The following is a 26,282-nucleotide window of genomic DNA, read 5'->3' on the forward strand; positions in this document are numbered from 1 at the left end:
TGTCTAGGACATAACTTCCTAGACATCTGACATAAAGCAGTGGGCATTCATCACTTCCCACTGCTTTTTTTGCGTTTATTTATCAAAACAAAAATATGAACCCCTTAATTATTCTGTAGATCTCAGCACACTCAGTTATGAACGGAATATAATTCTTTCCAAAATTCTTTTATTTTTTTTAAAAAGCCTATTCGAATATTCAATAACACCGGCTATTATATTTTCACATTGATTCCGCTAGAGATTTGATTCACTCAAAAAAATTTTTAATTTATTAAAAAAACCTATTCGAATATTCAAAAACACTAGCTATTATGTTTCTAGCTTGCAAGCACTAGAATTTATCACGAACTGAAAGGAGCTATTTATATGCTAAGTAAAAATACACTAGAGGAAACAGTCGAATCGAACAATTTTATAGGTGAATGGATGGATTTAAAAACAGCAGCTGCCTATCTAAATGTTTCTTATAAGACTTTAAGAACTTTTCAAACAATGGGATTAGAAATATCAGAAATCGGAAGAATTCGTAGAGTTTCTAAGACTGCGTTAGATAACTTTATGAATAAACACGCTTTTTAACTCTATAATAGGAGGAAATAAAGTATGACTAGTAGTACAAAATATCATAACGCAATTAAGGAGTATAAATTAAAAGACGGGTCTACCTTTTATCGATTTACTGTCTATTTAGGTGTTGATCCAGATACAGGAAAGGATACAATTGTTACTCGCAGCAAATTCGTAACTCCCAAAGCTGCTCAAATCGCAATTGATAGACTAAAATACGAATTTAATATCGGGAAAAAACCTGAAGATATGCGTAAAACGTTTTCGGATGTATATGAAGAGTGGGATGTGCTTTATAAAAATTCTGGAATTGTTATGAGTACGTATTCTAAAACGGAAGGCTATTTTAAGAATCATATACTACCATTTTTTGGACATATGAAAGTATCTAAAATTACTGTTCGTCATTGCGAAAAGTTCGCTTTACAGCTATCAAAAAAATTGAAGTATTTTCAACATATCATAAATTATGCTTCTGATGTGCTGAAAACTGCAGTACGATACGGTTACATTAATTCCAATCCATTTAATATTTCCGAAATCCCTAAAGAAACAGTACATGAGATTAGTGATAATTATCTCGATATCGAAGACTTTAAACTATTAATATCCTATTTACCAACTCTTGATTTAATGGCACAAGCTTTATTACGCTTACTGATGTTAACAGGTATCCGTAAAGGTGAATTAAAGGTATTAACGTGGTCCGATATCGATTTTAAAAAGAAAACACTGGCCATTTACGATGCTTATTCTTATTCGAAGCATAATAATGGAGAAAATGTTAGCCATCCTAAAGGGAAACTTAGCCGTATCATTTATCTTGATGATGTAACTCTTGAAATTCTAAAACAGTGGCAACAAGAACAAATGTTACGTTTAAATCAACTTGGAATCTCACTAGAAAAACCAACAGATCAATTGATTTTTATTAACTCTGTTAATAACTATGTTGATTCCTATTATCCAAATGAACAACTAATTAAGGCAATAAACGACTTAAAGATAAAATATATTACTGTGCATGGTCTACGACATACTCATGCAACACATTTACACGAAGCAGGTGCAAGTTTAATTGGGATACAGGATCGTCTTGGACATACAAAAAATTCAAACACTACTCACAAATACTACACGCATGTGACAGATAAAATTAAATTAGACACTCTACAATCTTTACTAGATTACTATAAAGATCATGACATTTATTGATTCGTGTGATCATATTCACAATCTACAATATTAAAAAACCACTAAGGGAGTATAATGTTATTCCCTAGTGGTTATTTTTTTGCCCTTTTCTAATTTGCCAATGTTAATTTCATCAAATACACTTTAATTGTAGTAACTATTACTACACCTCTTTGTCTCCGTAAGCAAAAGACTGGAGGTATATATGACAACAATTAAAAGTTACCAACTAAAAAACAAAGAAACGAGATACAAATTTCACGTTTATGTTGGTGTTGATCCGTTAACAGGTAAAGAACAAACGACTACCCGAAGTGGATTTAAAACAAAAAAGGAAGCTAAAGAAGCTCTTCTTCAAATTCAGCAAGAAATTCGTAATGGTACTTTTCGTAAACAGGCAGTTGAAACATACCGTGACGTATACGAATTATGGATAGAACATTACGAAAATACAGTTGAAGACAGTACATTGTTAAAAACGAAACGGATTTTTAAAAATCATATTTTACCGATGTTTGGTGACTATAAAATTGCTAAAATTGATGCAGCTATTTGTCAAAAGCATGTGAATCAATGGGCAAAGAAGCTCCAGCGTTTTCGTATGGTTAAAAATTATGCTGCGTTAGTAATGAAATACGCAATCAAACATGGTCTAATCGATAAAAACCCTTTTGATATTGTTGAGATGCCTATCATCAAATCGAAAATCAGTTTAGAGGATGAAGATGAAGAGTTTGAGAACTTTTATTCACGTGAGCAATTGATTCAATTTTTACATTGTCTAGAGCAAGATAACAATTTAAAGCGAACTACCCTATTTCATCTTCTTGCATTTACAGGAATGCGTAAAAGTGAAGCTTTTGCACTTCAGTGGAAAGACATTGATTTTGAGTCGGAAGAAATTCGAATTACTAAAGCTGTAAAACGTGGGGAATCAGGACTATATCTGGGGCCTACCAAAAACGGTGAGTCTAGAACAATTAAAGCTGATGAAAAAACGATGAGCCTTTTTAAACAATGGAAGAGTGAACAAGGGAAAATTTATAAAGCTAAAGGATCCAGTACAAACAATAAAAAACAGCTAGTATTTTCAAATGAACTTAATGTAATACAAGATCCAAATAAAACAGTCCAATGGCTTTCATCTTTTCTTCAAAAGTATAATCTTGATTATATTACCGCTCATGGATTACGTCATACTCACTGTTCTCTCCTATTTGAAGCTGGTGCAACCATTAAAGAAGTGCAATTCAGACTTGGACATAAAGATGTGAAAACAACCTTAGATGTATATGCTCACGTTACAAAAAAAGCAAAGGCAGAAACAATCGATAAATTTACTAACTTTATTCATGAACCCAATCATGATTAATTTTCTAACAAAGGATTAACAAAGGTTAATAAGGTTTTTAATAAGGTTTCAGTCCAATTCAGTACAACTCAAAGGCATTAAAAAAGTGCCACAAACGTTGATAAATCAACATTTGTGACACTCCATGAAACTCAGTACATTTCACTGTATGGAGACGGCGGGAGTCGAACCCGCGTCCAGAAACTCCAATACTTCAGCTTCTACGCGTGTAGTTTGCCTATTTACGATTCACGTAACATTATGCCGACAAACAGGCGTCCTGTACGCTAACCTGGAAATCTCTTGCCGATGACTCAGGTGGCACCATCGACCGTATCCCACTAAAGTTGGGCCCCACGTTCTCTACATGGGCGATAGAGAGGCAGAGCGCTTACGAGCTTACGCTGCGAAAGCTAAGTTTTGTTGTTTGCCAGTTATTATATAACTGTCGTTGATGACGGAGCCGAGCCCTCCGACGCGCGACCAAAGCTTGAACCATCCCTGTCGAATCCGTAACGTCCCCTTGAATATGAAGCGAAGCGGCTTGCCTCGTTCAAACAAAGAGCTAGAATTGCTTCTAGTACGGTGGGAGCTTAAAAGTACGCTTCCATGAAATCTGGCAATCAGTAATACATATTATAAAACAAAATGAGAGAGAGTTCAAGTGTACCGCTTTAATAGAAAAAATTGGCTTAGCTATAAATACTATCCGCCAGATTAAGTCTGCTATCCATCACTTTTGCAATGCTATCCACCACTTTTCAACCTCTATCCGTTACTTTCACCATTCTATCCGCCAAACTCGCTCGCCCCACCCAACAACGAAAAAACTCACCGCTATTCGCAGTGAGCTTTCTCCAAATCTATTAAAATTGATTTTTTGCCTTGAAGGCACGTTCCATCTCGCGTTTGGCTTCTTTTTTGCGCATGTCGCTGCGCTTATCGTAATCTTTTTTCCCTTTACCAATGCCGATAAGGAGCTTGGCGTAGCCATCCTTGATGTACATTTTCAGTGGAACGATTGTGTAGCCGTCACGTTTTACGGCACCGACTAGCTCGCCGATTTGCTTTTTGTGGAGCAGCAGCTTGCGAGTGCGTAGTGGATCGTGGTTGAAACGGTTGCCTTGTTCGAATGCGCTAACGTGCATATTGTTGATCCATGCTTCGCCATTGCGGACGCGGACAAAGGAGTCTTTCAGTTGGACTTTGCCTGCACGGATGGATTTGATTTCTGTACCTGTTAGGACCATGCCTGCTTCGATTGTTTCTTCGATGAAGTAGTCGTGGCCTGCTTTTTTGTTTTGTGCTAATACTTTACCAGAACCTTTTGCCATATCTTTCACCCTCTACTTAAAAGGTTGAGCTTAAGCGAAAGCACCCTTCCAATGGATACTTTCGCTTAGGCTTATTTACGTTTTGTTTTTTTCTTTTTGCCTTTTTTGGCAATGCCCTCATAGAACTTTTGCTTTTGTTTCACGCGTTTTTTAGGACCTGGGCTTGAGTCATCTTTGCGGCGTCCACGTGGATCACGGTCGCTTTCGCGTCGTTCACCTTGCTTTGATGATGAGCTACGAGTTCCACGGTCATCCTCTTGACGACCACCTCTACGATTGCCACCACGTCCGCCTTTTTCCTCATCACTGCGTGTGCTTCGGCGACTGCGTCCACCTTTGTTATCGCTGTAATTTTTACGTGCATGAATAACAGTTGGTGCTGCTTTGCGTGTTCGTCCATATGAAGTTACCATTCCAACGATTTCAAAGTCAATGGATGACTCCTCAATAATGACATTTGCCACACGAACTGTCACTTCATCACCAATACGGAATTGGCGATTTGTTCGTTCCCCGATCATAATCATTTGACGATCATCGAAGCGGTAGTAATCATCTGTCATATTGCTAATATGGACAAGTCCTTCGATGGTGTTTGGTAGCTCCACGAAAATACCGAAGTTTGTAATGGATGAAACAATTCCTTCGAATTCTTCGCCAATTTTGTCGGACATATATTGTGCTTTTTTCAGTGCGTCTGTATCACGTTCTGCATCAACAGCACGACGTTCACGCTCAGATGTGTGGTCAGCAATTTCATCCATTGCCATACTCCACTGTGCAACGGTTTCTCTCGATGTATCCTTGTTAATTAAATACGTACGAATTAAACGGTGTACAACTAAGTCAGGATAACGACGAATTGGTGATGTGAAGTGTGTATAGAAATCCGTTGATAAGCCAAAGTGTCCAAGACTTTCAGGGTAGTACTTCGCCTGCTGCATTGAACGTAAGAGCATCGTTGAGATAACAGGCTCCTCTGGCATACCTTCAATTGCCTTCAAAACATCCTGTAATGCCTTAGGATGAACGGTATTACCAGTACCTTTAATTAAAATACCGAAGTTCGTGACAAATTCAAAGAAGCGTTGAAGCTTTTCAGGCTTTGGATCTTCGTGAATACGGTATAGAAACGGTACATTCATCCAGTGGAAGTGCTCAGCCACTGTTTCATTGGCAGCTAGCATGAAGTCTTCAATTAATTTCTCCGCTACTGTTCGTTCACGTAATTCAATATCAACTGGCCATCCTTCTTCGTTTACGATCACCTTGGATTCTTTGAAGTCAAAGTCAATGGCTCCTCGCATTTCGCGTTTACGGCGTAAAATACCAGATAGCTCAGCCATGTTTTTAAACATTGGAACAAGTGGCTCATAGCGTTCAATTAGTGCCTCATCCTGCTCCTCTAAAATTTTGTAAACGTCCTTATACGTCATACGCTCAGTCGTTTTAATGACACTTTGGAAAATTTCATGTGCAACCACATTACCATTCGCATCAATAATCATTTCACAGGATAGTGTTAAACGGTCAACCTGTGGATTTAATGAACAAATACCGTTTGATAAACGATGTGGAATCATTGGAATTACACGGTCTGTTAAATAAACACTTGTCGCACGATCGTAAGCTTCAATGTCAATGACTGAGCCTTGCGTTACATAATAACTTACGTCTGCAATATGTACGCCAAGCTTATACGTACCATCTACATTTTTCGTTACGGTTACAGCATCATCTAAATCCTTTGCATCTGCACCATCAATTGTCACAATCGTTTCATGACGTAAATCACGACGACCTACTAAATCGGCCTCGGTAATTTCATCTGGCACACGTTGTGCAGCAGCAATGACTTCATCTGGGAATTCAGGTGGAATGTCATGCTTATATAAAATGGATAAAATGTCCACACCCGGATCATTTTTATGCCCTAAAATTTTTGTAATATAGCCTGTAGCAGATTTTAAATCCTCTGGCCATGTTGCTACCTCAACAACAACCTTATGTCCATCGACAGCTCCTAATGTATCTCCTTTGGCAATAAAGATATCCATTGGTAGCTTTTTATCGTCTAGGACAACAAAGCCGAAGCCTCGATTTGCTTGGAATGTCCCAACAAAGCTTGTTTGACCACGTTCAACGACCTTTGTTACAGTACCTTCGCGACGATCTCCGAATGATTCCTTTAAAACACGAATTAAAACGATGTCTCCATTAATGGCACCATTAATTTCATGTGGTGGAATGAACACATCGTCCATGCCCTCAATATCAGGCGTTACAAAGCCGAAGCCCTTCGCATGCCCAATAAATTTACCTCTTAGTAAATTCATACGCTCTGGTAGGCCATAGCGATTGGAGCGAGAACGCACAACTAAGCCCTGCCCTTCCATGCGGACAAGCGTTTTTACAAGCTCCTTGAACTCCTCCGCATCCTCAAAGCCGAATTCATCCTCGATTTCACCGACGGTTAGTGGTTTATAATCATCTTTGCTGAAAAAATCGAGTAAACGACTTTGTAGTGTATCTTTTTGATCTTTCATACATATTCCCTCCTTCATGAGAAAATCCTATTTATAATTATTGTGCCCAATTTAGGCTTTCTAAAAAGCGATAAATGTCCTCATGTAATTGATCTTTTTCTTGATCTAATGTAATAACATGTTTTGAGTTTTCATACCACTTGATGTGCTTTTCAAGTGACTCAGTTTGATTATATATAATGTTGGCAGATTCTGTCTCTATTACTTCATCATTTGTAGCTTGTACGACAAAAATAGGCGCATAAATCATGTCAATTTCTTGACGAGTGCGGGCTATAAATTCTCGTAGTTGCTGTAGAGATGGCATGCCTTTGTCAGCAATACTTGCAACTTCAGCTTCAATTTGTTCTTCCTGTTTCCCTTGGAACTTTTTATAGTCCCTTGCATATTTCAAGACACCCTCAAACATAACGTCAGTTGTACGCATTGTCATAGGGGCACACATTGTAACAATTCCTTTAACAGGATTATTTAATGCAACGTTTAATGCCATAACACCGCCTAATGAAAGGCCAGCAACGGCTATTTCCTGATAGCCAGCATCCTGTAACTGTTTGTAGGCGGCAACAACATCCTGCCACCAGTCTGCTGGACCTGTTGTGATTAGTTCTTCTGGTTGCACACCGTGACCTTTATAGTGAGGTGCTAATGTAGTATACCCTTTTTTCTCTAAAAATCTACCAAGCATTCGTACGTCTGCAGAGCTTCCTGTGAAGCCGTGTAATAATAAAACAGCACGTGGTCCTGCCTGAAAGAAAAATGGCTGTGATAATGATTTGTTCACTGTAAGCACTCCTTCATTCTAAAACACTTATACATACTATACCCATTCTCGTCATCTCGATGATGCCCAGCGGATGGCATTGGTTATTTCGTTACAATTCATTTTTAACTACTGAGAGAGAATTTACCATTTAACAATGATAAAAGAAAACGCCCAACCAATTCGGTTAGGCGATATATCTTCAACTATTAGATTTTTGTAATAGCGATTGCTAATAAAAAGAACACTATAGCTAACACAATTGTTGCACGGTGAAGGATTAAATCCATACCACGTGCTTTTTGCTTTCCAAATAGTTGCTCAGCTCCACCCGAGATGGCACCTGATAAGCCTGCACTTTTACTAGATTGAAGTAATACCACAACGATTAACGCTAATGATACGATAACTAATGAAACTAATACTACTGTATGCATTCACTGCACCTCCCGAACTTTGAAACATCACAACAGACTACATTATAACAAAAAAAGGTTACGATGACAAACTTCGCTTTATGTTTTGCTGGAATTTTTCCGCCTCATGCTTCCTTCCTTGTCGACTTATGCTACTATTTGTGGATGTCACTCCCTGTAAATTAAATTATAATGGCAAAAATGAAATTTTTTGGAGGGCGGGAAAATGAATAAAAAAATAGCAGCGCTGCTTGTATTATGCTGCATGATTCCCTTTCTTACGGCATGCTCAAAGGCCATTGACCTACTTCTTGAGGAAGAGGATGTAACAACTACTACCTTAGCAGAAGATACAGAGAATGATATGAAGAAACCAGAAAGTAAAGCGCTATCTGCCTCTTTTTCACCGAATGATCTTTTCTCAACCTCATTATTTAAGGATGATCCTGCCTTACTACAATTCACTAAAAGAGTCGAAAAACAAGTAGCAAAGTTTGAACAGCACTTTGAAGTCCCTTATACTGGGAAGCTAAACTTCGAAGATTTTGAGGTGCAGCTGAATGACTTAAATAGCCTTCTTTCCTTCGTTAATCCCTATACAGCTGGTTATTTTCTTACTTATGAATGGACGGCTTGGGAAACAGATGATGGCTATCTGGTAGAGTTGTCGATTGATTACTTAACAGATGCCAAAAAGGAGCAAAAGGTCGATCAATATGTAGAGGCTTTTGCTGAACAGTATATTACGACAGATATGACAGATTTTGAACGTGCTAAAATCATTAATGATACGGTCGTACAGTTAGCCACTTATACAGAACAAGGCTCTACTGAGGGACAAACGGTTTTTGAGCTGATAGACGAGGAAACTGCGGTATGTCAAGCCTATGCTCTGCTAGCTTATCGCCTATTATTAGCTTCGGATGTAGAAGCGAAATATGTTTATGGCTATAGTGAGGATCAGCTGCATGCTTGGAATTTAGTCAGTATCGATGGCAATTGGTATCATCTTGATACAACGTGGAATGATGTGGATTCAGCGGAGCCTTATGCGATTTCCTATGAATACTTTTTAGTCAGTGATAAAAAACTAAGCCAAGATCATTTATGGGTAAAAGAAAATTATTTTACTGCTACAAATAACAATTATGATTTTATGCATGATATGTGGTATGCCAATACTGTGGATGATGTGATTTATTATAATAGTATCACTGATAATATGGTCTATTCCTATAATTTAGACACAAATGAAAACAATCAAATTACAGAAACGGCATGCTATTATTTAGCTACTTATGATGATTCCATTTATTGCAGTGACTATGACAATGCTGGTTATTTAACAAAAATTAATGTTCAGGACGGCTCAGAAGAAGTCTTACTTGAAGATGAAGTCCTCAACTTGTACATCGAAGAAGACATTTTATATTATGAAACGATTGATGGCGCACAACACCAGGAAAATTTGTAATGCCCCAAAAGAATCTGTGTGACTATTACACAGATTCTTTTCTTCCTCTTTATTTACATAATTACCATATTTCATTAACAAACCTTTAACGCTAGCTTTACACCCTTCCTTTACACTTACAGTTGAATTCACCTAAAGGAGGAAAATCATGAAATACGCAAAAAAATGGACTTCATTGTTTTTAGCAAGTGCAGTGACTTTATCCGCAGTTAGCATCCCACAGCAAGAGGTACATGCAGCCGAAGTAAAGAAACCGACAAATGTCATTATGCTTGTGATGGATGGTAGCAGTAATAATGCTGTCACCCTTTCTCGTTGGTATAAAGGTGAAAGCCTAGCAATGGATGAAATTTTATCGGGTGCTATGCGCACATATTCTGCTGAATCAGCCATTACTGATTCCGCGCCTGCTGCTACAGCATTAGCAACTGGGCATAAATCGAACGATAAATATATAGGTGTGCTTCCCTCTGTAATCAACTCCCCTGGATTAGCGCAAATCGCTAAGGAAGATGCCTTCCGACCTGTAGCCAATGTGCTAGAAGGAGCTAAGCAGCAAGGTAAGGCCACTGGGTTAATTTCTACTTCCGAAATTCAACATGCTACACCAGCTGGTTTTTCTGCACACGTCAACAATAGAAGTCAATACGGGGATATTGCAGAGCAGCAGGTTTATCAAAATATTGATGTTGTCTTAGGCGGTGGTCTAGAATCACTTTCACCAGGCACATCAAAAAATGCTCGTCAAGATGGCGAAGACTTAATCAAGGTTTTGAATGAAAAAAATTATGATCTCGTTAAAACACGCGATGAGCTTTTTAATAGTCAATCCTCAAAAATTTGGGGAAGCTTTGCACCAAGTGCACTTGCTTATGATTTAGATCGTGCAAAAACAAGGGCATCTGAGCCTACACTTGCTGAAATGACGAATAAAGCAATCAATACGCTGAAAAAGGATGAGGACGGCTTCTTCCTCTTTGTAGAAGGTAGTAAGGTTGACTGGGCTGCACATGCCAACGATACAATCGGTATCATTAGCGATATATTATCATTCGATGCTGCAGTGAAAGAAGCGGTTGATTTTGCGAAGGAAGACGGTAACACTTTAGTCATTGCAGTAACTGATCATGGAAATAGCGGCATTACGATGGGGAACGCTAACACTACTAGTACCTATTCTAGCATTCCAGTCTCTGCTTACATCGACCCGTTAAAAAAAGCTACGATGACCATTGAAGGAGCTTTAAGCCAACTAAAAGAAAATCGCTCTAATTTAGTTGAGGTCGCTGCTCTATATGGCTTAGATTCGTTAACGGAGGACGAGCTTAAAACATTACAGTCCGCTAAAAACTTAGGCAATGAAATGGTAAAAATGCTAGCCAATCGTGCTAACATTGGTTATACAACAGGTGGCCATACGGGTGAAGATGTATTCTTATATTCATTTGGTCCTTCCAAATTGACAGGATTAGTAGAAAACACTGATTTAGCCCATACAATGGCACGCTTTATGGGCTTTGACTTAAACACATTAACAAATGATTTATATGTGCCTGCAACGAAGGCATTTACGGAAAAAGGATTTACAACAAAAATCGACTTATCCGATAAAGAAAACCCAACATTTATTGCACAAAAAGCAGATATCACAGTGAAAATTCCAGTTAACAAAAACACGATGACGTATGAACAAACTTCCTCAAACACGGTAAAGACTCATACATTTGATACAATCAATGTCTACAATGGCTCTGAATTTTATGTATCTAAAAAAGTTATTAATGAAGTGAAATAAAAATAATAGCACGAACATAAGTTGAAATTATTCCCTTATGTTCGTGCTTTTTTTACATAAGATAACCAACCAATAGTTTGTAAAACCCACACACTCCCCCAAAACCTTAAATTTACCTTAAATTAATCTTATGATTTACTGAATTCATCTTAATTCAGCAACATTTTTCTCCACATTCCGTCAAATCAGTGTTAAAAACATAAGGTAAGGATTTTTAACTAGTAAATTACTATTTTTTGAAAGTTTAATCTTATACTTTTTTTCATTGGAGGTGGACAAATGCAATCCATCAAAAATAATGAGTATTTACGCTTCATTGGCTTCACGCTGTTTTATTTGATTGTTTTGGTACTGTTGTTTCTTATACATGGCTTCCATGATATGAACGCTGGACCATTTATATATACGGAATTTTAAATAAAGGAGATTAAAATATGTTAAGTATTTTGGCAGCTATTGAACGTGTGGCCATCCAGCAGCCACAAAAAACTGCTTATCAGACACACAATGCCTCCTTAACTTATAGTGAGCTTTGGCATTTATCGGATCGTCTTGCCGATTATTTAATGAAGTTTAACTTGCGGAGACAACAACCTATTGTCATTTATGGACATATGTCCCCCCTGCAAATTGTTGCGTTTATCGGAGCTGTAAAGGCTGGCCATCCATATGTACCTGTTGATTCATCAACACCATCGGAAAGATTACAGCTCATTACAGAAGCTTCTGGAGCAGGTTTAGTATTGACAACAGAGCTATTACAGATGCAGATGAACATTCCCGTTATGGCAGTGCATGATATTCTGGATGCCTCATCAAAGAACGTGATCCTATCATCCGCAACATGGGTTCAAGATGAGGATATCCATTATATTATTTACACTTCTGGTTCAACGGGTCAACCAAAAGGGGTTCAAATAACAGCTAGTAATCTAACACACTTTGTTATGTGGATGCAGGAGCACTTTCCTTTACAGGAAGACGGCGTATTTTTAAATCAAGCACCTTATTCCTTTGATTTATCTGTTATGGATCTCTACCCAGCTCTTGTTGGTGGACACACACTTTATGCGATTACACAGCAAGAAATTGCTAATCCAAAAGCGTTGTTTGATTCATTAGCGACGTCAAATACTCGTGTATGGACTTCTACACCTTCCTTTGCCAAGATGTGTTTGATGAACAAAGAATGGGATCAAAAACTCATGCCTGCATTGGATACTTTTTTATTTTGCGGAGAGGTATTACCGATAGCGGTATGTAACGAGTTGATGCTCCGTTTTCCACAGGCAATAATTTATAATTTATATGGTCCTACAGAAACAACAGTTGCTGTATCCTATGTAAAGGTGACGAAAGAGCTAGTAGCTCGCTTCGAACAATTACCGATTGCCCCTATAACGGAGCCAAACGTATCTGTAGCTGAAGATGGAGAAATTATTATTTCAGGGCCAACCGTTAGCGCAGGGTATTTGGGAGCGCCTAAATTAACAGCTAAAGCTTTCCCGATCGTGGATGGCGATCGCATCTATCAAACGGGTGATATAGGCTATGTGCAGGATGGTTATTTGTTCTTTTCAGGTCGTAAGGATTTCCAAGTGAAATTACATGGCTACCGTCTAGAAATTGAAGAGATTGAAAAACAAATTAGTAACCTGCCACCTGTTTCAAGCTGTGTTGTTGTGCCTGTTTATAAGGAGAAGGAAATCATTTCTCTTAGTGCCCATATTGTTTTACATGAGCCATTAACAGACGGTGCTTTTAAAACAACAAAGCAATTGAAGGCACTTTTATCAGCGTACTTACCTGCCTATATGATACCGAAAACGTTTAAATATATGGACGCTTTACCACTAAATCCAAATGGTAAGATAGATCGTAAAGGATTGGCGGTTATGGAGACAGTATGACGCCTTATGGAAATATAGCATTTTTTGTGATCATCGGACTTTTATTACTACCTACTATCCTCCTAGGGTTACGAGGCAAATCTTCGAAACGCTATAATCTTTTTGTTTCGGTCATTGTCTTAGCATTAATCTTCGGACATTCAATGAATGGGACCATCTCGCTCGTATTATTTACTGTCTTTCAGGTAGTACTTATTGTGGCTTATCAGCGTTACCGACTTCAGCAAAATAGCGGAACCATTTTTATAATAGCAGTGCTTTTATCCATATTACCCCTGATTCTTGTGAAGGTTTTGCCGATTCTCGGGTTACATCATGTATTTGGCTTCCTAGGTGTATCCTACATTACGTTTAAAGCGGTGCAAATGATTTTAGAAACTCGTGATGGCTTGATGAAAGAGAAAATTTCTGTAGTAGAGCTAGTCTATTTCTTATTATTCTTTCCTACCGTATCATCGGGACCTATTGATCGTTGGCGTCGTTTTACAAAGGATTTTCATACCGTACCTTCCTCGGAGGATTACCAAAAGCTGCTATTGAGTGGCATTAACTATATTTTTGTCGGCTTTTTATATAAGTTTATTTTGGCTTATTTAATTTACAACTACACGCTTATTTATTTACCTAACCATACGTATAACTATTTGACACCCTTTCAGGGACAGCTAGCGTATATGTATATGTATAGCTTTTACTTATTCTTTGATTTCGCTGGCTATAGTGCATTTGCTGTTGGTGTGAGCCGGATAATGGGTATCCAAACACCGATTAACTTTAATCGCCCATTCGCCAGCCGCAATATTAAAGATTTTTGGAATCGTTGGCATATGAGCCTTTCCTTCTGGTTTAGGGATTATGTCTATATGCGCTTTGTCCTTTGGATGACAAAGAAAAAATGGTTAAAAAATAAATTTGCTATTTCGTATATAGGCTTCTTTTTACTATTCTTTTTAATGGGTATTTGGCATGGTCTGGAATGGCACTTTGTGGTCTATGGACTCTATCATGCCCTATTGATTATTAGCTTTGATAAATTTGAGCGCTGGAATAAAAAGCATAAGCGTTGGCCAAAAAATAAATGGACGCATGCTATTGGCGTAATCATTACGTTTCATGCTGTATGCTTTGGCTTCTATATTTTTTCTGGCACATTATTTTAAACAAAGGGCTGTAAGAGCCTGTTCACTAAAGGAGAATTATTAATGGATCAACAACAAGTTTTAGAAATGCTAGTCGAGTTATGTGAAGATGAAATTATTGTAGAAAATCCAGATATTGATTTATTTGAAGAAGGTTTACTAGATTCATTTGGGACAATTAATTTATTAGTTGAAATTGAAAACCGTTTTAATATTTCTGTCCCTATTACTGATTTCAATCGTGAAGAATGGAATACGCCTAATCGAATAGCAGGGAAATTAGCTGAAAGACAATGATCAAAAAAGGCTTTCTTTCTTTATTTATTGCATTTGCTCTTTTTACTGGCTTTGTCTTTTTTCCTAATGCTTGGATTAAAGCATGGATATCCAATGAGGATGTGGAGCAAGCCAAAACAAACATGTCTCCACTTGTATTTCAGGGCACATATTTACAGGAGCGAATGTTGCAGGAGCCTAGTTCCATGCCACTTTATGGCTCCTCAGAATTAAACCGATTTGATCCATTCCATCCATACAATTATACGCGAGCAACTGATGCTCCGTATTCGACATTTATGATTGGGCGTGGAGGCATGCAGTCCATTACCCACTTCTTGAATTTCGCAGCACAAGAAAACAATTTAAAGGATAAAAAAGTGGTCTTTATCATCTCCCCTCAATGGTTTACAGAGAAGGGCATGGGTGAATTTCACTTTTCACCGAATTATTCCATGTTACATGCTTATGATTTAGCCTTTAATCAGGAGATGGATGCCAACCTTCGTAAAAGAGCAATGGAGCGCCTACTTGAATTTGATACTGTCAAACGAGATCGCCTCTTAAAGACCATGTACCAATATCAAATGTCTAACGGCAAGGAAAAACCAATTACTGGACGTATGGCCATGGTTGCGGGGCGTTTCCACAAGGCGTTACTAGAAAAGAAGGATTTATATTATTCCCTTTTCCCACGTAAAGGTCATGCATTAAAAAGTAATGACAAGCTCATTGCCAATCAAAGCTTTGAGCAACAATTGCAGCATGCAGAGGCCTATGGGGAGAAGCGTGTATCCAATGACTATATGATTGAAGATCGCGCCTATCAGCGACTTGTAAATGCTAAATTTTCAAAGTTTAAAGATATACGAAAAAAAGAGGATTATACAAACTCTCCTGAATATGAGGATTTCCAACTAGTTATCGATATTTTAAAGGATGCAGGTGCCAAGCCACTATTCGTCTCCATTCCAGTCAATGGCTATTGGTATGATTATAATGGCTATCCTGAGGAGCGTCGTCAAAAGTACTACGATAAAATGGAGCAAGTATTAAAGGATGCAAAGGTTGCCTATGTTGATTTTTCAGATCATGAATATGATCCTTACTTTATTATGGATACGATTCATATTGCCTGGAAGGGCTGGGTCTATCTCGATCAGCAATTAGATCAGCATTGGTCACAGCCATAAACATAATCAGGACAGTCTAACAGAGTAGACTGTCCTTTCCTATTATCGTAAGAGACCTTTTATGTAAAGCGCCATTTGCTCGCTTATCTCATTTAGTTTTTCAATGGCTTCACCAAATTGTTGAACCTGCTCTGCCTGATCATTTGATGCTACTTCAATATGCTCCATACTTTCCATAAGTGCTTGAATATTACTCGTAATCGTTTTAAGAGAGGTTTCAATTTGTTCTGTTACTGTAGCTGTCTCACTAGAAAGTTTCCTTACCTCTTGATCCCCATAACCCTATTAACCTCTAATTTTCTTTATTATACTTGACTGTTTGGGGTATACATACTTCTAATAAAATACCTCAAAGTATGTACATACTTTGAGGTATTTTTTGTCTATTATTTAAGGTTGTAGAACGATTGTAAATCAAGATACTGAGCTGTTGAACCAAGTTGCTCTTTAATGCGAAGAAGTTGGTTGTATTTTACTACACGGTCTGTAAGTGATGGAGCACCTGGCATGAACCTTAATTGATTAGGGTCAATTCTATGAAGTCTACAATAAATTCGGGAGTCTTAGTGAACACAAAAACTTGAAATTTCGGATTTCGCTTGTTCCGTTTTGTAAGGTCCAAATTGTGACCGCATGAATGATTGGATCGCCAAACTCTTCTTGTACACGTTCTTCAATCCATTGGCTTTTGCGTTCAAAGTGATATTTAAATGATAAAGTCCTTTGTCTGTTAAGTTCTTTCTTCGTTCATTAATAAAACCCTCCACCGATAATGTTTTTGTATCCTAGTAATTGGTGGATTTTGTGTAATAAATATTAATGGTAACAAACAGAAAAATTTGCATACAATTTAAAAATTCACCTATTTTTCATCTGTGTAAAATTGTTCAATATACTGCTCTTCTTCCTCGGGCGATAATAAACGAGTTGCTCTTCCTGAATTTGTTGTGTCATCGCCACCTTGCAATTCCCAAATTTTGTTATGGTCGTCAACGGCGTTTGAAAAGTCACCTTTCGACCATCTTTCTAATATTGAAATGTAAAGATCTTTATATTTATAATCGTTCATTTTAACTACAGTTAACAATCGGTCAACTTTTTCTTGTGTTATTCGCTCACGACCCCATTGAGAAGCAGCTTTCACTTTTTGGTGAGACATGCTATGGATGGTTTCATTTACTTTGCTTTCCATTAAATTGTCAGGATAAAGCAATTCTTCTTTTGTAACTTTTTTATCTTCAAGCGCTACTCCGTCAACAACAATAGTGGCTCTTTCTTTTTTGGTAACAGGTTTTTCCTTTTGTTCGGTGGATTTAATGTAACCAAAAATCCCTCCAAAAATTAACAATATTGCAATGATAACAATTGCAGATTTTGTTTTTCTCTTCATGTTATTAACTCCTCATTGTAATTTATATCATTATATCATTATGTAATTATGTATTGGTTTATATTATGTAATTAGGATAATAATAACAGAGTGTTCAATGACTATAGTACGAAAACTGTTCGTAGATAATGGTATATACTTTGTATTCAGCATGTTAACCAACGCAAAATTGCGTCCTTAATTAAATACAACTAATACAATTTTGTATGCGTTAATCCGTCACAGGTGCTCTCTATAGAGGAGAGTACCTCAAAAAAACATTGCTGAGGTATCTAGCATTTTGCTAGGTACATAACGTTTTTACAAGGGGGGCGTGTTTTGCGACTCCTTTTACATGAACTGTAGAAACGTTTTCAATTTCATTCACCTCATGAAACTCGTCCAGATATTGAATGAAGTGAGTTGTATTGTAGTTATAAATTTCTGTTGTTCTGATTGAATAATTTTTAATCTGCAAATGTAAATTCTTTCAACAAATCTTTAATAAGCACGAAAAAACCTCCAATCTACAAGTGTTTCTCACACTTATAAATCAGAGGTTGAAACAATACATCCGTATTGCCTATTTTCGCTTTAATCAAATACTTATTTTAAGTTATAGAAGGAATTTAAACCAAGATACTCTGCTGTTGAACCAAGTTGATCTTCGATGCGAAGAAGTTGGTTGTATTTAGCTACACGGTCTGTACGTGATGGAGCACCTGTTTTAATTTGACCAGCATTTGTTGCAACAGCGATATCAGCAATTGTTGCGTCTTCTGATTCACCAGAACGGTGAGAGATAACTGCTGTGTAGCCTGCACGTTTCGCCATTTCGATCGCTTCAAATGTTTCTGTTAGTGTACCGATTTGGTTTACTTTAATCAGGATGGCATTGCCTACGCCCTGCTCAATACCAGCAGATAACTTTTTCGTATTTGTTACAAATAGGTCATCACCTACTAATTGTACGCGACTGCCGATACGGTCTGTTAATAGCTTGTGTCCAGCCCAGTCGTTTTCGTCTAAGCCATCTTCAATTGAAATGATTGGGTATTTATTTGTTAACTCTTCGTACCAATCCACCATTTCTTCAGAAGTTTTGACAACACCTTCTCCATCTAAGTGGTATTTGCCGTCTTCTTTATTGAATAGTTCAGAGGATGCTACGTCCATTGCAAGTTTCACTTCGTCACCTGGTTTGTAGCCTGCTTTTTCAATCGCTTCTAAGATCACTGTAATCGCTTCTTCGTTAGAGCCAAGGTTTGGTGCGAAACCACCTTCATCACCTACTGCTGTGTTGTAGCCTTTTGCTTTTAGAACAGCTTTTAGGCTATGGAAAATCTCAGCGCCAATACGTAATGCATGACGGAATGATTCTGCACCAACAGGCATAACCATAAATTCCTGAATGTCTACATTGTTATCTGCGTGAGCACCGCCATTTAGGATGTTCATCATTGGTACTGGTAATTGCTTAGAGTTGAACCCACCAAGATATTGATAAAGAGGTACATCTAAATAATCTGCCGCAGCATGTGCAACTGCCATGGATACACCTAGAATTGCGTTGGCACCTAGCTTGCCTTTATTTTCTGTGCCATCTAGCTCGATTAAAGCTTTGTCGATGACTACTTGATCAAGAACAGAATAGTTACCTTCCAATTCTTCCGCAATAATTGTGTTTACATTTTCAACTGCTTTTAATACACCTTTGCCTAGGTAACGAGATTTGTCACCATCACGTAATTCTACCGCTTCGTATTCACCTGTTGATGCACCTGATGGTACGATTGCGCGACCAAATGCGCCTGATTCTGTAAATACTTCAACCTCTACTGTTGGGTTCCCACGTGAGTCTAAAACTTCGCGCGCATAAACTTGTGTAATAAATGGCATAATTAATTCTCCTCTTTTTCAATTAATGATTGTCCTGTCATTTCAGTAGGCTGTGACACCTCTAATAATTCTAACATGGTTGGTGCTAAATCGGCTAAAATACCACCATTTCTTAACATTATATTTGGTTTTGTCACAATTACTGGAACAGGGTTTGTTGTATGAGCTGTCATTGGCTCACCTGCTAAAGTTAACACTTCATCAGAGTTGCCATGGTCAGCTGTAATAATAGCTGCGCCCCCTTTTGCAAGGAGTGCATCTACTACTTTTCCTAAGCATTCGTCTACTGCTTCAATGGCTTTAATAGTTGGCTCCAGCATTCCACTATGACCAACCATATCAGGGTTGGCAAAGTTAAGAATAATGCCATCAAATTTTTCAGCCTCAATTTCTGCAAGTAAAGCATCTGTCACCTCATAGGCAGACATTTCAGGTTTTAAATCGTATGTCGCCACCTTTGGAGAAGCAATTAAAATACGTTCTTCACCTGGGAATTTTTCCTCACGTCCACCACTCATAAAGAATGTAACATGTGGATATTTTTCAGTTTCCGCAATGCGCAACTGTGTTTTTCCATTCGTCGCTAATACTTCACCAATTGTATTTTTCAAGTTGTCATTTTCATAAGCAACCTGTGCGTTGACTTCATCACTATAGTGTGTGAAGGACACAAATTTTAAATTCTTTGGATGATTTGTAGATATAGCAAAGCCATCGAATGCTTCATTTGTAAACACTGTTGACAGCTGAATGGCACGATCAGGACGGAAGTTAAAGAAAATCACAGCATCATGATCGCCAATTGTTGCTACTGGCTCGCCATGCTCTTGAATGCTAAATGGGATGACAAATTCATCTGTTACCTCACGCTCATAGGATGCTGCTACACCACTTTTAGCACTTTCTGCTGTTTGACCAACGCCATCCACCAGGACATTATAAGTCAGTGCGACACGATCCCACCGTTTATCACGATCCATTGCATAGTAACGTCCATGAATTGAAGCAAATTGCCCTATGCCTATATCAGCCATTTGCTTTTCAGTTTCTTCGATATAGTCTAATGCTGTTGTTGGACCAACATCACGACCATCTAAGAAGCCATGTACATAAACTTCATCTAATCCCTGCTGTTTAGCTAGCTTCAATAGTGCAAACATATGCTCATAATGACTATGGACACCACCGTCTGACAATAAGCCCATAACATGTAGCTTTGACTGATGAGCTTTAACATGTGCTACTGCATCTAAAAAGGCTTGATTCGTGAAGAAATCTCCATCACGAATAGATTTATTTAAGCGTGTTAAGCTTTGATATACGATACGTCCTGCACCGATATTTAAGTGCCCCACCTCGGAATTCCCCATCTGTCCTTCAGGTAATCCAACGGCTTCTCCCGCAGCTGTTAATGTCGCATGAGGGAATTGATGCCAATATCGATCAAAATTTGGCTTATGCGCCTGTGCTACTGCATTCCCAAATGTTTCATCTCGAAATGCGAAGCCGTCTAAAATAATTAATGCTACTGGCTTTTTAGGCATTTGCTGCCGCCTCCAATAATGTTAAATAAGATTCTGGTTGTAAGCTTGCTCCACCAACTAAAGCACCATCAATATGTTCTTTCGATAAAAGCTCCTGAATGTTATCAGGCTTGACACTGCCACCATATTGAATGCGCACAGCATTCGCAGTTTCAGCATTATATAGCTCTTCTACTACTGCTCGAATCGCTCCGCATACTTGATTTGCATCGTCTGCTGTAGCAGTTTTACCAGTACCAATCGCCCAAATCGGTTCATACGCAATGACCATATGCTCTACTTGCTGTGCTTCAAACCCAGCAAGTGCCGCTTTAATTTGGCCTGCCACTTTTTGCTCTGTTGTGCCTGCTTCACGTTCTTCTAGTGTTTCGCCACAGCAAATAATAGGCACGATAGCGTGTGCAAGTGCTGCTGCTACCTTCTTATTAATCGCTTCATCTGTTTCGTTGTAGTATTCGCGACGTTCTGAGTGTCCTAAAATGACATAGTCAACATCCACACTTGCTAGCTGTGCTGGACTAATTTCACCAGTAAAAGCACCTTCATTTTCATAGTGCATAGTTTGTGCACCAATCGCCAGCTCTGACTCACTAGCAACTTGCACAAGTGTAGGTAGGTAAAGAGCTGGTGCGCAAATAACAGCATCTACTTTGTCATTGGAAGGAAGTTTTTCTTGTACAGCATCTACAAACTGAATAGACTCTTCAAATGTTTTAAACATTTTCCAGTTACCTGCAATAATTGGTTTACGCATCATTTTGCCTCCGATTAGCTTATTTATCGTTTAGTGCTACAATCCCTGGAAGCTCTTTGCCTTCCATTAATTCTAAGGAAGCACCACCACCTGTAGAAATGTGATCCATTTTATCTGCTACTTCAAATTTTTCAACTGCCGCTGCCGAATCGCCACCACCAATTACTGTGTAGCCTGCTGTTGTTGCCATTGCATCAGCAACAGTTTTTGTGCCGTTTGCAAATTTGTCCATTTCAAAGACACCCATTGGTCCATTCCAAATGATTAATTTAGAGTTTTTGATAACTTCTGCATAGTTTGCAGCCGTTTTAGGTCCAATATCTAGACCCATCCAATCAGCTGGAATAGCATCTACATCAACGATTTGTGTTTCAGCATCCTGTGAAAATTCATTTGCCACAACAGCATCGACTGGCATATGTAATTGCACACCTTTTGCTTTTGCCTTCTCAATAAAGGACTTTGCTAGCTCAATTTTATCTTCCTCTAGCAATGATTTACCGATATCGTGGCCCTGTGCCTTAATAAATGTAAAGGATAAACCACCACCGATAATTAAGTGATCTACTTTTTCTAATAGGCTTTCAATAACACCAATTTTATCTTTTACTTTGGCACCACCAATAATGGCTGTAAACGGATGCTCAGGGTTAGACAAGGCTTTACCTAGTACATCTAACTCCTTTTGCATTAAGAATCCAGATACAGCTGGAATATGCTTAGCGATTCCTTCTGTAGAAGCATGCGCTCGATGGGCTGCACCAAAAGCATCATTAACATAAATATCTGCTAGCTGAGCAAATTGCTGTGCTAATGTTGGGTCATTTTTCTCTTCACCAGCATGGAAGCGTACATTTTCAAGCAATAGAATATCTCCATCTTGCATGTTTGCAACGGCTTCTTCCACTGCTTGCCCAATGGATTCATCAAGCTTCGTAACAGGCTTGCCCATTAATTCAGCTAAGCGAATGCCAACAGCTGTTAAACGCATATCCTCTTTTACCTCACCTTTTGGACGTCCTAAGTGAGAAGCTAGAATAACTTTAGCACCCTGCTCTACTAAATACTCAATTGTAGGAATCGCTGCACGAATACGCGTCTCATCGGTAATAGCACCATCTGCCATTGGCACATTAAAATCTACACGCACAAAAACGCGTTGACCCTTTACATCAATATCTTTCATTGTTTTCTTATTTAACATGAAGAAACTCCCTTCAAAGTTTGTTTTAGTTTTACACCCTTGTGTTTTACCCATCTTGGCTCTACACCATGCTTACTAAATTGAAAAGTCAGTTAGTACTTTTTCAGCGTCACTATCTCATGTAAGTATGATTCTCCAACTTTTGATAATGAACCCTAATACTTGTTTTTATAGTAGCAAAAGTTAACTGCGATGTCTTGCAATCAACATGTATCAATTACGTCTCAGCGTAATTGTGTCCAGATTTTTTTAGAACTTGCTTTGAAACATTCCTCTTCAAAATCCGTGACATTCGCTGAGGCTTTTATCTTGATTCAGTCGTGATCGGACACCAATGAACCAAGAGAGTCATTTGTGTATACATCTCACCACCTATAAAGGTGGGTGTTTTCTGGCTGAATCTAGAAAAAAAGGAGTAAGGGTTATCCCTTACTCCCAATACCCTTGTATATTATATCTATTCGATATTATAAAGGCTATACTTTTTGTGCATAAAAAGCAGTAATATGTCACACTTTTTACTCAAAATGTCGAAATATGATACTTATTTATGGTTTAAGCCTTGTTCAGCAATGTATAAAGCTAGGTCCATTAAGCGAGTAGAGTAACCAATTTCGTTATCATACCAAGCTAAAACCTTCACCATTTTGTTTTCTAACACCATTGTTGAAAGGCCGTCTACCGTAGAAGAATGATGGTTACCGTTATAATCAATTGAAACTAATGGTAGCTCATTGTAATCTAAAATGCCTTTTAACTCATTTTCAGAAGCTTCTTTTAATGCTGCATTAATCGTTTCTTTCGATACATCTGCTTTTAGCTCTACAACTAAGTCAACACATGATACGTTAGGTGTTGGCACACGCATAGAGAAGCCATCTAGCTTACCTTTTAATTGTGGCAATACTTTTGATACAGCTACTGCTGCGCCTGTTGTTGTTGGAATCATAGACACCGCTCCAGCACGTGCACGACGTGGATCAGAGTGTGGGAAGTCTAGAATTCGTTGGTCATTTGTATAAGAGTGAATTGTTGTCATCATACCGCGTTCGATGCCAAATTTCTCATCAAGTATTTTAGCTACTGGTGCCAGACAGTTTGTTGTACAAGAAGCATTGGAGATCACATCATCAGTTGCTGGGTTATAATCCTCATGGTTTACACCCATAACAAATGTAGGCATTGCTCCTTTTGCTGGTGCTGATAGAATCGCTTTTTTCGCCCCTGCTTCAATATGCTTGCCTACTTCTTCCATTGAACGGAATCGACCAGTACATTCAAGCACTACATCTACGCCTAATTCGCCCCACGGTAATTGTGCAGGATCTTTTTCAGCATATACTTTTACACGTTGACCATTTACTACGAAAGAATCTTCATCTGCATTGACTTCAGCATCATAGATACCGTGTACTGAATCATATTTCAATAAGTGCGCAAGCTGACCAGCATCTGTTAAGTCGTTTACGGCTACTACTTCAAATTCATCATGCTTCATTGCCTCACGAAATACTAAACGTCCAATACGTCCAAATCCATTAATCGCTAATTTTAATGCCATTGTTAATTCCTCCAATAATGTGTGATGTCTGTCTCTATGAATAGAGACATCAAAATTTACTTTATGCTCATTCAAAAAATGCTTTAGCACTTTCTGAGATCGAGTGACATGTTTACAACTTTGCCATCATTCAAGATGCTTATTTTCTATAGAAGATATTTTAGCAGCAATTGCTTTGGCCGCTGCTTCATCTGTTACAAATATGGTTTGCTTAGGTGCTACTTTGAAATAAGAAAGCATTGCATTGACCTTCTTTTTGCCTGCTGCAACTGCAATGACCTGCTCACTGTTTTGTACCTGCTCAAGCTGGATACCAATTGTGCGTATGCGATGTACTATTTCTCCATCGGCATTGAAATAATAACCGAAAGCCTCACTTACAGCGCCTTTGTCCTCAAGAATTCGCAAATCCTCAGGAGATGAGTTACGACGAATAGCCATTTCCTCTGCGGAGCCAATCCCATGAATGACGCAATCTGCTTGATCATAGAAGGCCATCATTTCTGTTACCATCGGCTCTGTTAACATCGCTTGATAAGCTTGCTCACTTAAATGCTCTGGTAAAAATAAAGTACGGTACTGAGTTTCCATTTGCATGGCAAATGTTGCAACAAGTGTATTGGCCTGCATTTGCATTTCATGTCCAATCCCCCCGCGTGCAGCTACAAAGGTGATATGCTTTTGTCCGTCTAAAGGATGTAAAAACTGCGCAAGAGAGGCAACAGATTTTCCACCAGTGACAGCTACAACTTGCTCATCAAAAGCAGTCGACATAAATTGCAATGCTGCTTCTTTGCCAAGCATGGTTAGGATTGTCTGATCCTCATTGTAATCACCAGGAACTACGACTACACGTTGGATGCCCAAGTGGCTTTCAAGCACTTTTGCAAGCTGGGTTAAACCAGCCCATTCATAAACGATGGCTCTTAATTTTTCAATGACTATTTCACCATCATCTGTACATACCATACCCGACTTTTGCGCATCTAATAACCCTTGTTCACGTAAAATATCAGTTTCTTTGCGTATTTCTCTTTCTGTCATTTTCAGTGAATCGGCTAGCGTACGTCGCCCGATTGGTTGCATAAGTTGAACGGCCTGCAAAATTCGATATCTTGCTTGCAGAAGCGGATACATTTCAGGAAGTAGCCTTTGCTGTGCCTCTGGAACAGTTAACATATCTATCTACTCCCCTAATTAATAGTGGTGGGTTTGTTTTTAACCCACTTAATTATTTTGTGTCCCACTTATGGTTTTATTATAATATGCATTGTTTTAAAGTGCAAGTAGTTGTCTTGTTCTGGATAAAAAAAAGCCTCATAGCTATAAAAACAGCTACAAGACTTTGTTGAACTTATTTAGTGAAAGATAAAATCGCGTTCTTTTTAAAACCTTCTAAAGCTTTTGTTGCTTCAGTTTTATTTGTAAATTCAAAAATACGAACGTCCTTTTTCTCAAATACTGTAATTACCCACATTGTAAAATCTCCCTTCACATCATTCATTTTTGTAATATAACAACCACTAAAATTTGTGATACATTTGCTAAACTGTTTTATAACAACTTCTTACTTGATACCTATTCTACTCCGATTTTTAGGAAAAGAAAGTCTAATGTGAAGGTCTTCACAAACTGTTCAAATTCAAACCGCTTTCATTGAACAATTTGTGAATTGTGAGAATGACAGCTAATAATAAAGTCATTTATACCGTTAATAACTCTTTATACTTTCAGTAGATTAACTGCCTAATCGCTCCATTAACGTGGCATAATCTAAATTACCATACTGAATGACGACACCATCTTTTTCAACTACCGGAATCATTAGCATATATTTTTCATGTATACGATCATCCTGCTCTATATCAATTATTTCAATATCAAATAGAACATCTTCCTGAACAAGCTTTAATGTCTGTAGCCCTTCTACACATAAAGGACAATTCGCCCTACTAAAAAATTTAATTTTCATAGATAGCACCTCCTCCTT

At 38.2% G+C, this 26,282-nt stretch carries 24 protein-coding genes, 1 other RNA gene and 1 pseudogene; 10 read left to right on the forward strand and 16 right to left on the reverse strand.

Features of this window, described 5'->3' with window-relative positions; translation table 11 throughout:
* The first annotated feature begins 369 nt into the window (after positions 1 to 369).
* From CD31_RS15150 to CD31_RS15160, 3 genes are all read left to right on the forward strand, one after another.
* On the forward strand, positions 370 to 582 hold the full coding sequence (locus CD31_RS15150; protein ID WP_052125389.1) for a helix-turn-helix domain-containing protein: 213 nt from the start codon (positions 370 to 372) through the stop codon (positions 580 to 582).
* 24 nt (positions 583 to 606) lie between these two features.
* Positions 607 to 1,785 carry a tyrosine-type recombinase/integrase gene (locus CD31_RS15155; RefSeq protein WP_036078773.1) on the forward strand — a complete coding sequence of 393 codons (1,179 nt, stop codon included), beginning with the start codon at positions 607 to 609 and terminating at the stop codon, positions 1,783 to 1,785.
* Positions 1,786 to 1,969: 184 nt separating this feature from the next.
* Positions 1,970 to 3,136 (forward strand): site-specific integrase, encoded by a 1,167-nt coding sequence (locus CD31_RS15160; RefSeq protein WP_036078776.1) that lies wholly within the window; start codon positions 1,970 to 1,972, stop codon positions 3,134 to 3,136.
* Between the two features lie 146 nt (positions 3,137 to 3,282).
* On the opposite strand, the gene ssrA is transcribed toward CD31_RS15160, so the two are convergent.
* The 5 genes from ssrA to secG all read right to left on the reverse strand — a co-directional run bounded on the left by ssrA (position 3,283) and on the right by secG (position 8,195).
* Positions 3,283 to 3,638, reverse strand: a transfer-messenger RNA (tmRNA) gene (gene ssrA / locus CD31_RS23025).
* Between the two features lie 343 nt (positions 3,639 to 3,981).
* On the reverse strand, positions 3,982 to 4,449 hold the full coding sequence (gene smpB / locus CD31_RS15165; protein ID WP_004228105.1) for an SsrA-binding protein SmpB: 468 nt from the start codon (positions 4,447 to 4,449) through the stop codon (positions 3,982 to 3,984).
* A 71-nt stretch (positions 4,450 to 4,520) separates the two neighbouring features.
* Positions 4,521 to 6,995, reverse strand: a complete 2,475-nt coding sequence (rnr, locus tag CD31_RS15170) for a ribonuclease R (RefSeq protein WP_036078778.1) — start codon at positions 6,993 to 6,995, stop codon at positions 4,521 to 4,523.
* 37 nt (positions 6,996 to 7,032) lie between these two features.
* A complete protein-coding gene (locus tag CD31_RS15175; RefSeq protein ID WP_036078780.1) occupies positions 7,033 to 7,779 on the reverse strand; it encodes an alpha/beta hydrolase in 747 nt (248 codons plus the stop codon).
* 188 nt (positions 7,780 to 7,967) lie between these two features.
* Positions 7,968 to 8,195, reverse strand: coding sequence for a preprotein translocase subunit SecG (gene secG / locus CD31_RS15180; protein WP_004228101.1), 228 nt, complete (start codon positions 8,193 to 8,195; stop codon positions 7,968 to 7,970).
* A gap of 205 nt (positions 8,196 to 8,400) precedes the next feature.
* Here secG and CD31_RS15185 point away from each other — a divergent pair, with 205 nt between their 5' ends.
* From CD31_RS15185 to dltD, 7 genes are all read left to right on the forward strand, one after another.
* A complete protein-coding gene (locus CD31_RS15185) occupies positions 8,401 to 9,648 on the forward strand; it encodes a transglutaminase domain-containing protein (RefSeq protein WP_036078783.1) in 1,248 nt (415 codons plus the stop codon).
* A 148-nt stretch (positions 9,649 to 9,796) separates the two neighbouring features.
* Positions 9,797 to 11,443, forward strand: coding sequence for an alkaline phosphatase (locus CD31_RS15190; RefSeq protein WP_036078784.1), 1,647 nt, complete (start codon positions 9,797 to 9,799; stop codon positions 11,441 to 11,443).
* A gap of 279 nt (positions 11,444 to 11,722) precedes the next feature.
* Positions 11,723 to 11,860, forward strand: coding sequence for a teichoic acid D-Ala incorporation-associated protein DltX (locus CD31_RS15195; RefSeq protein WP_004228095.1), 138 nt, complete (start codon positions 11,723 to 11,725; stop codon positions 11,858 to 11,860).
* 17 nt (positions 11,861 to 11,877) lie between these two features.
* Complete coding sequence (gene dltA / locus CD31_RS15200) at positions 11,878 to 13,353, forward strand: D-alanine--poly(phosphoribitol) ligase subunit DltA (protein ID WP_036078786.1); 1,476 nt, start codon at positions 11,878 to 11,880, stop codon at positions 13,351 to 13,353.
* Entirely contained in the window at positions 13,350 to 14,513 is a 1,164-nt protein-coding gene (gene dltB, locus CD31_RS15205) for a D-alanyl-lipoteichoic acid biosynthesis protein DltB (RefSeq protein ID WP_036078787.1), read from the forward strand. Before dltA ends, dltB begins: the two co-directional genes overlap by 4 nt.
* A gap of 42 nt (positions 14,514 to 14,555) precedes the next feature.
* Positions 14,556 to 14,789, forward strand: a complete 234-nt coding sequence (gene dltC / locus CD31_RS15210) for a D-alanine--poly(phosphoribitol) ligase subunit 2 (RefSeq protein WP_016994756.1) — start codon at positions 14,556 to 14,558, stop codon at positions 14,787 to 14,789.
* A complete protein-coding gene (gene dltD, locus CD31_RS15215) occupies positions 14,786 to 15,961 on the forward strand; it encodes a D-alanyl-lipoteichoic acid biosynthesis protein DltD (RefSeq protein ID WP_036078789.1) in 1,176 nt (391 codons plus the stop codon). The genes dltC and dltD overlap by 4 nt, the downstream gene beginning before the upstream one ends.
* Positions 15,962 to 16,003: 42 nt before the next feature.
* Here dltD and CD31_RS24045 read toward each other — a convergent pair whose 3' ends face one another.
* The 11 genes and pseudogenes from CD31_RS24045 to CD31_RS15260 form a co-directional block, all read right to left on the reverse strand.
* Positions 16,004 to 16,129, reverse strand: coding sequence for a hypothetical protein (locus tag CD31_RS24045; RefSeq protein WP_258860336.1), 126 nt, complete (start codon positions 16,127 to 16,129; stop codon positions 16,004 to 16,006).
* Positions 16,130 to 16,347: 218 nt separating this feature from the next.
* Positions 16,348 to 16,464: pseudogene (locus CD31_RS24050) on the reverse strand (hypothetical protein); the annotation flags it as partial.
* Between the two features lie 359 nt (positions 16,465 to 16,823).
* On the reverse strand, positions 16,824 to 17,351 hold the full coding sequence (locus tag CD31_RS15225; RefSeq protein ID WP_036078790.1) for a DUF6241 domain-containing protein: 528 nt from the start codon (positions 17,349 to 17,351) through the stop codon (positions 16,824 to 16,826).
* 585 nt (positions 17,352 to 17,936) lie between these two features.
* Positions 17,937 to 19,229: a phosphopyruvate hydratase gene (gene eno / locus CD31_RS15230; protein ID WP_016994760.1), complete on the reverse strand. Its 1,293-nt coding sequence runs from the start codon at positions 19,227 to 19,229 to the stop codon at positions 17,937 to 17,939.
* 2 nt (positions 19,230 to 19,231) lie between these two features.
* Positions 19,232 to 20,773 carry a 2,3-bisphosphoglycerate-independent phosphoglycerate mutase gene (gpmI, locus tag CD31_RS15235; RefSeq protein WP_036078793.1) on the reverse strand — a complete coding sequence of 514 codons (1,542 nt, stop codon included), beginning with the start codon at positions 20,771 to 20,773 and terminating at the stop codon, positions 19,232 to 19,234.
* A complete protein-coding gene (gene tpiA / locus CD31_RS15240) occupies positions 20,766 to 21,527 on the reverse strand; it encodes a triose-phosphate isomerase (RefSeq protein ID WP_036078795.1) in 762 nt (253 codons plus the stop codon). The genes gpmI and tpiA overlap by 8 nt, the downstream gene beginning before the upstream one ends.
* 19 nt (positions 21,528 to 21,546) lie before the next feature.
* Positions 21,547 to 22,731, reverse strand: coding sequence for a phosphoglycerate kinase (locus CD31_RS15245; RefSeq protein ID WP_026023505.1), 1,185 nt, complete (start codon positions 22,729 to 22,731; stop codon positions 21,547 to 21,549).
* 544 nt (positions 22,732 to 23,275) lie between these two features.
* The gene (gene gap / locus CD31_RS15250; RefSeq protein WP_016994764.1) at positions 23,276 to 24,292 is read right to left on the reverse strand and encodes a type I glyceraldehyde-3-phosphate dehydrogenase; all 1,017 of its coding nucleotides are present in this window, start codon (positions 24,290 to 24,292) and stop codon (positions 23,276 to 23,278) included.
* A 126-nt stretch (positions 24,293 to 24,418) separates the two neighbouring features.
* On the reverse strand, positions 24,419 to 25,471 hold the full coding sequence (locus CD31_RS15255; RefSeq protein WP_036078797.1) for a sugar-binding transcriptional regulator: 1,053 nt from the start codon (positions 25,469 to 25,471) through the stop codon (positions 24,419 to 24,421).
* Positions 25,472 to 25,646: 175 nt separating this feature from the next.
* Positions 25,647 to 25,769 carry a hypothetical protein gene (locus CD31_RS24055; RefSeq protein ID WP_004228055.1) on the reverse strand — a complete coding sequence of 41 codons (123 nt, stop codon included), beginning with the start codon at positions 25,767 to 25,769 and terminating at the stop codon, positions 25,647 to 25,649.
* 261 nt (positions 25,770 to 26,030) lie between these two features.
* On the reverse strand, positions 26,031 to 26,264 hold the full coding sequence (locus tag CD31_RS15260) for a glutaredoxin family protein (protein WP_036078799.1): 234 nt from the start codon (positions 26,262 to 26,264) through the stop codon (positions 26,031 to 26,033).
* Between the last annotated feature and the right edge of the window lie 18 nt (positions 26,265 to 26,282).

This window comes from Lysinibacillus boronitolerans JCM 21713 = 10a = NBRC 103108 (genome assembly GCF_000772935.1).
GTDB lineage: Bacteria > Bacillota > Bacilli > Bacillales_A > Planococcaceae > Lysinibacillus > Lysinibacillus boronitolerans.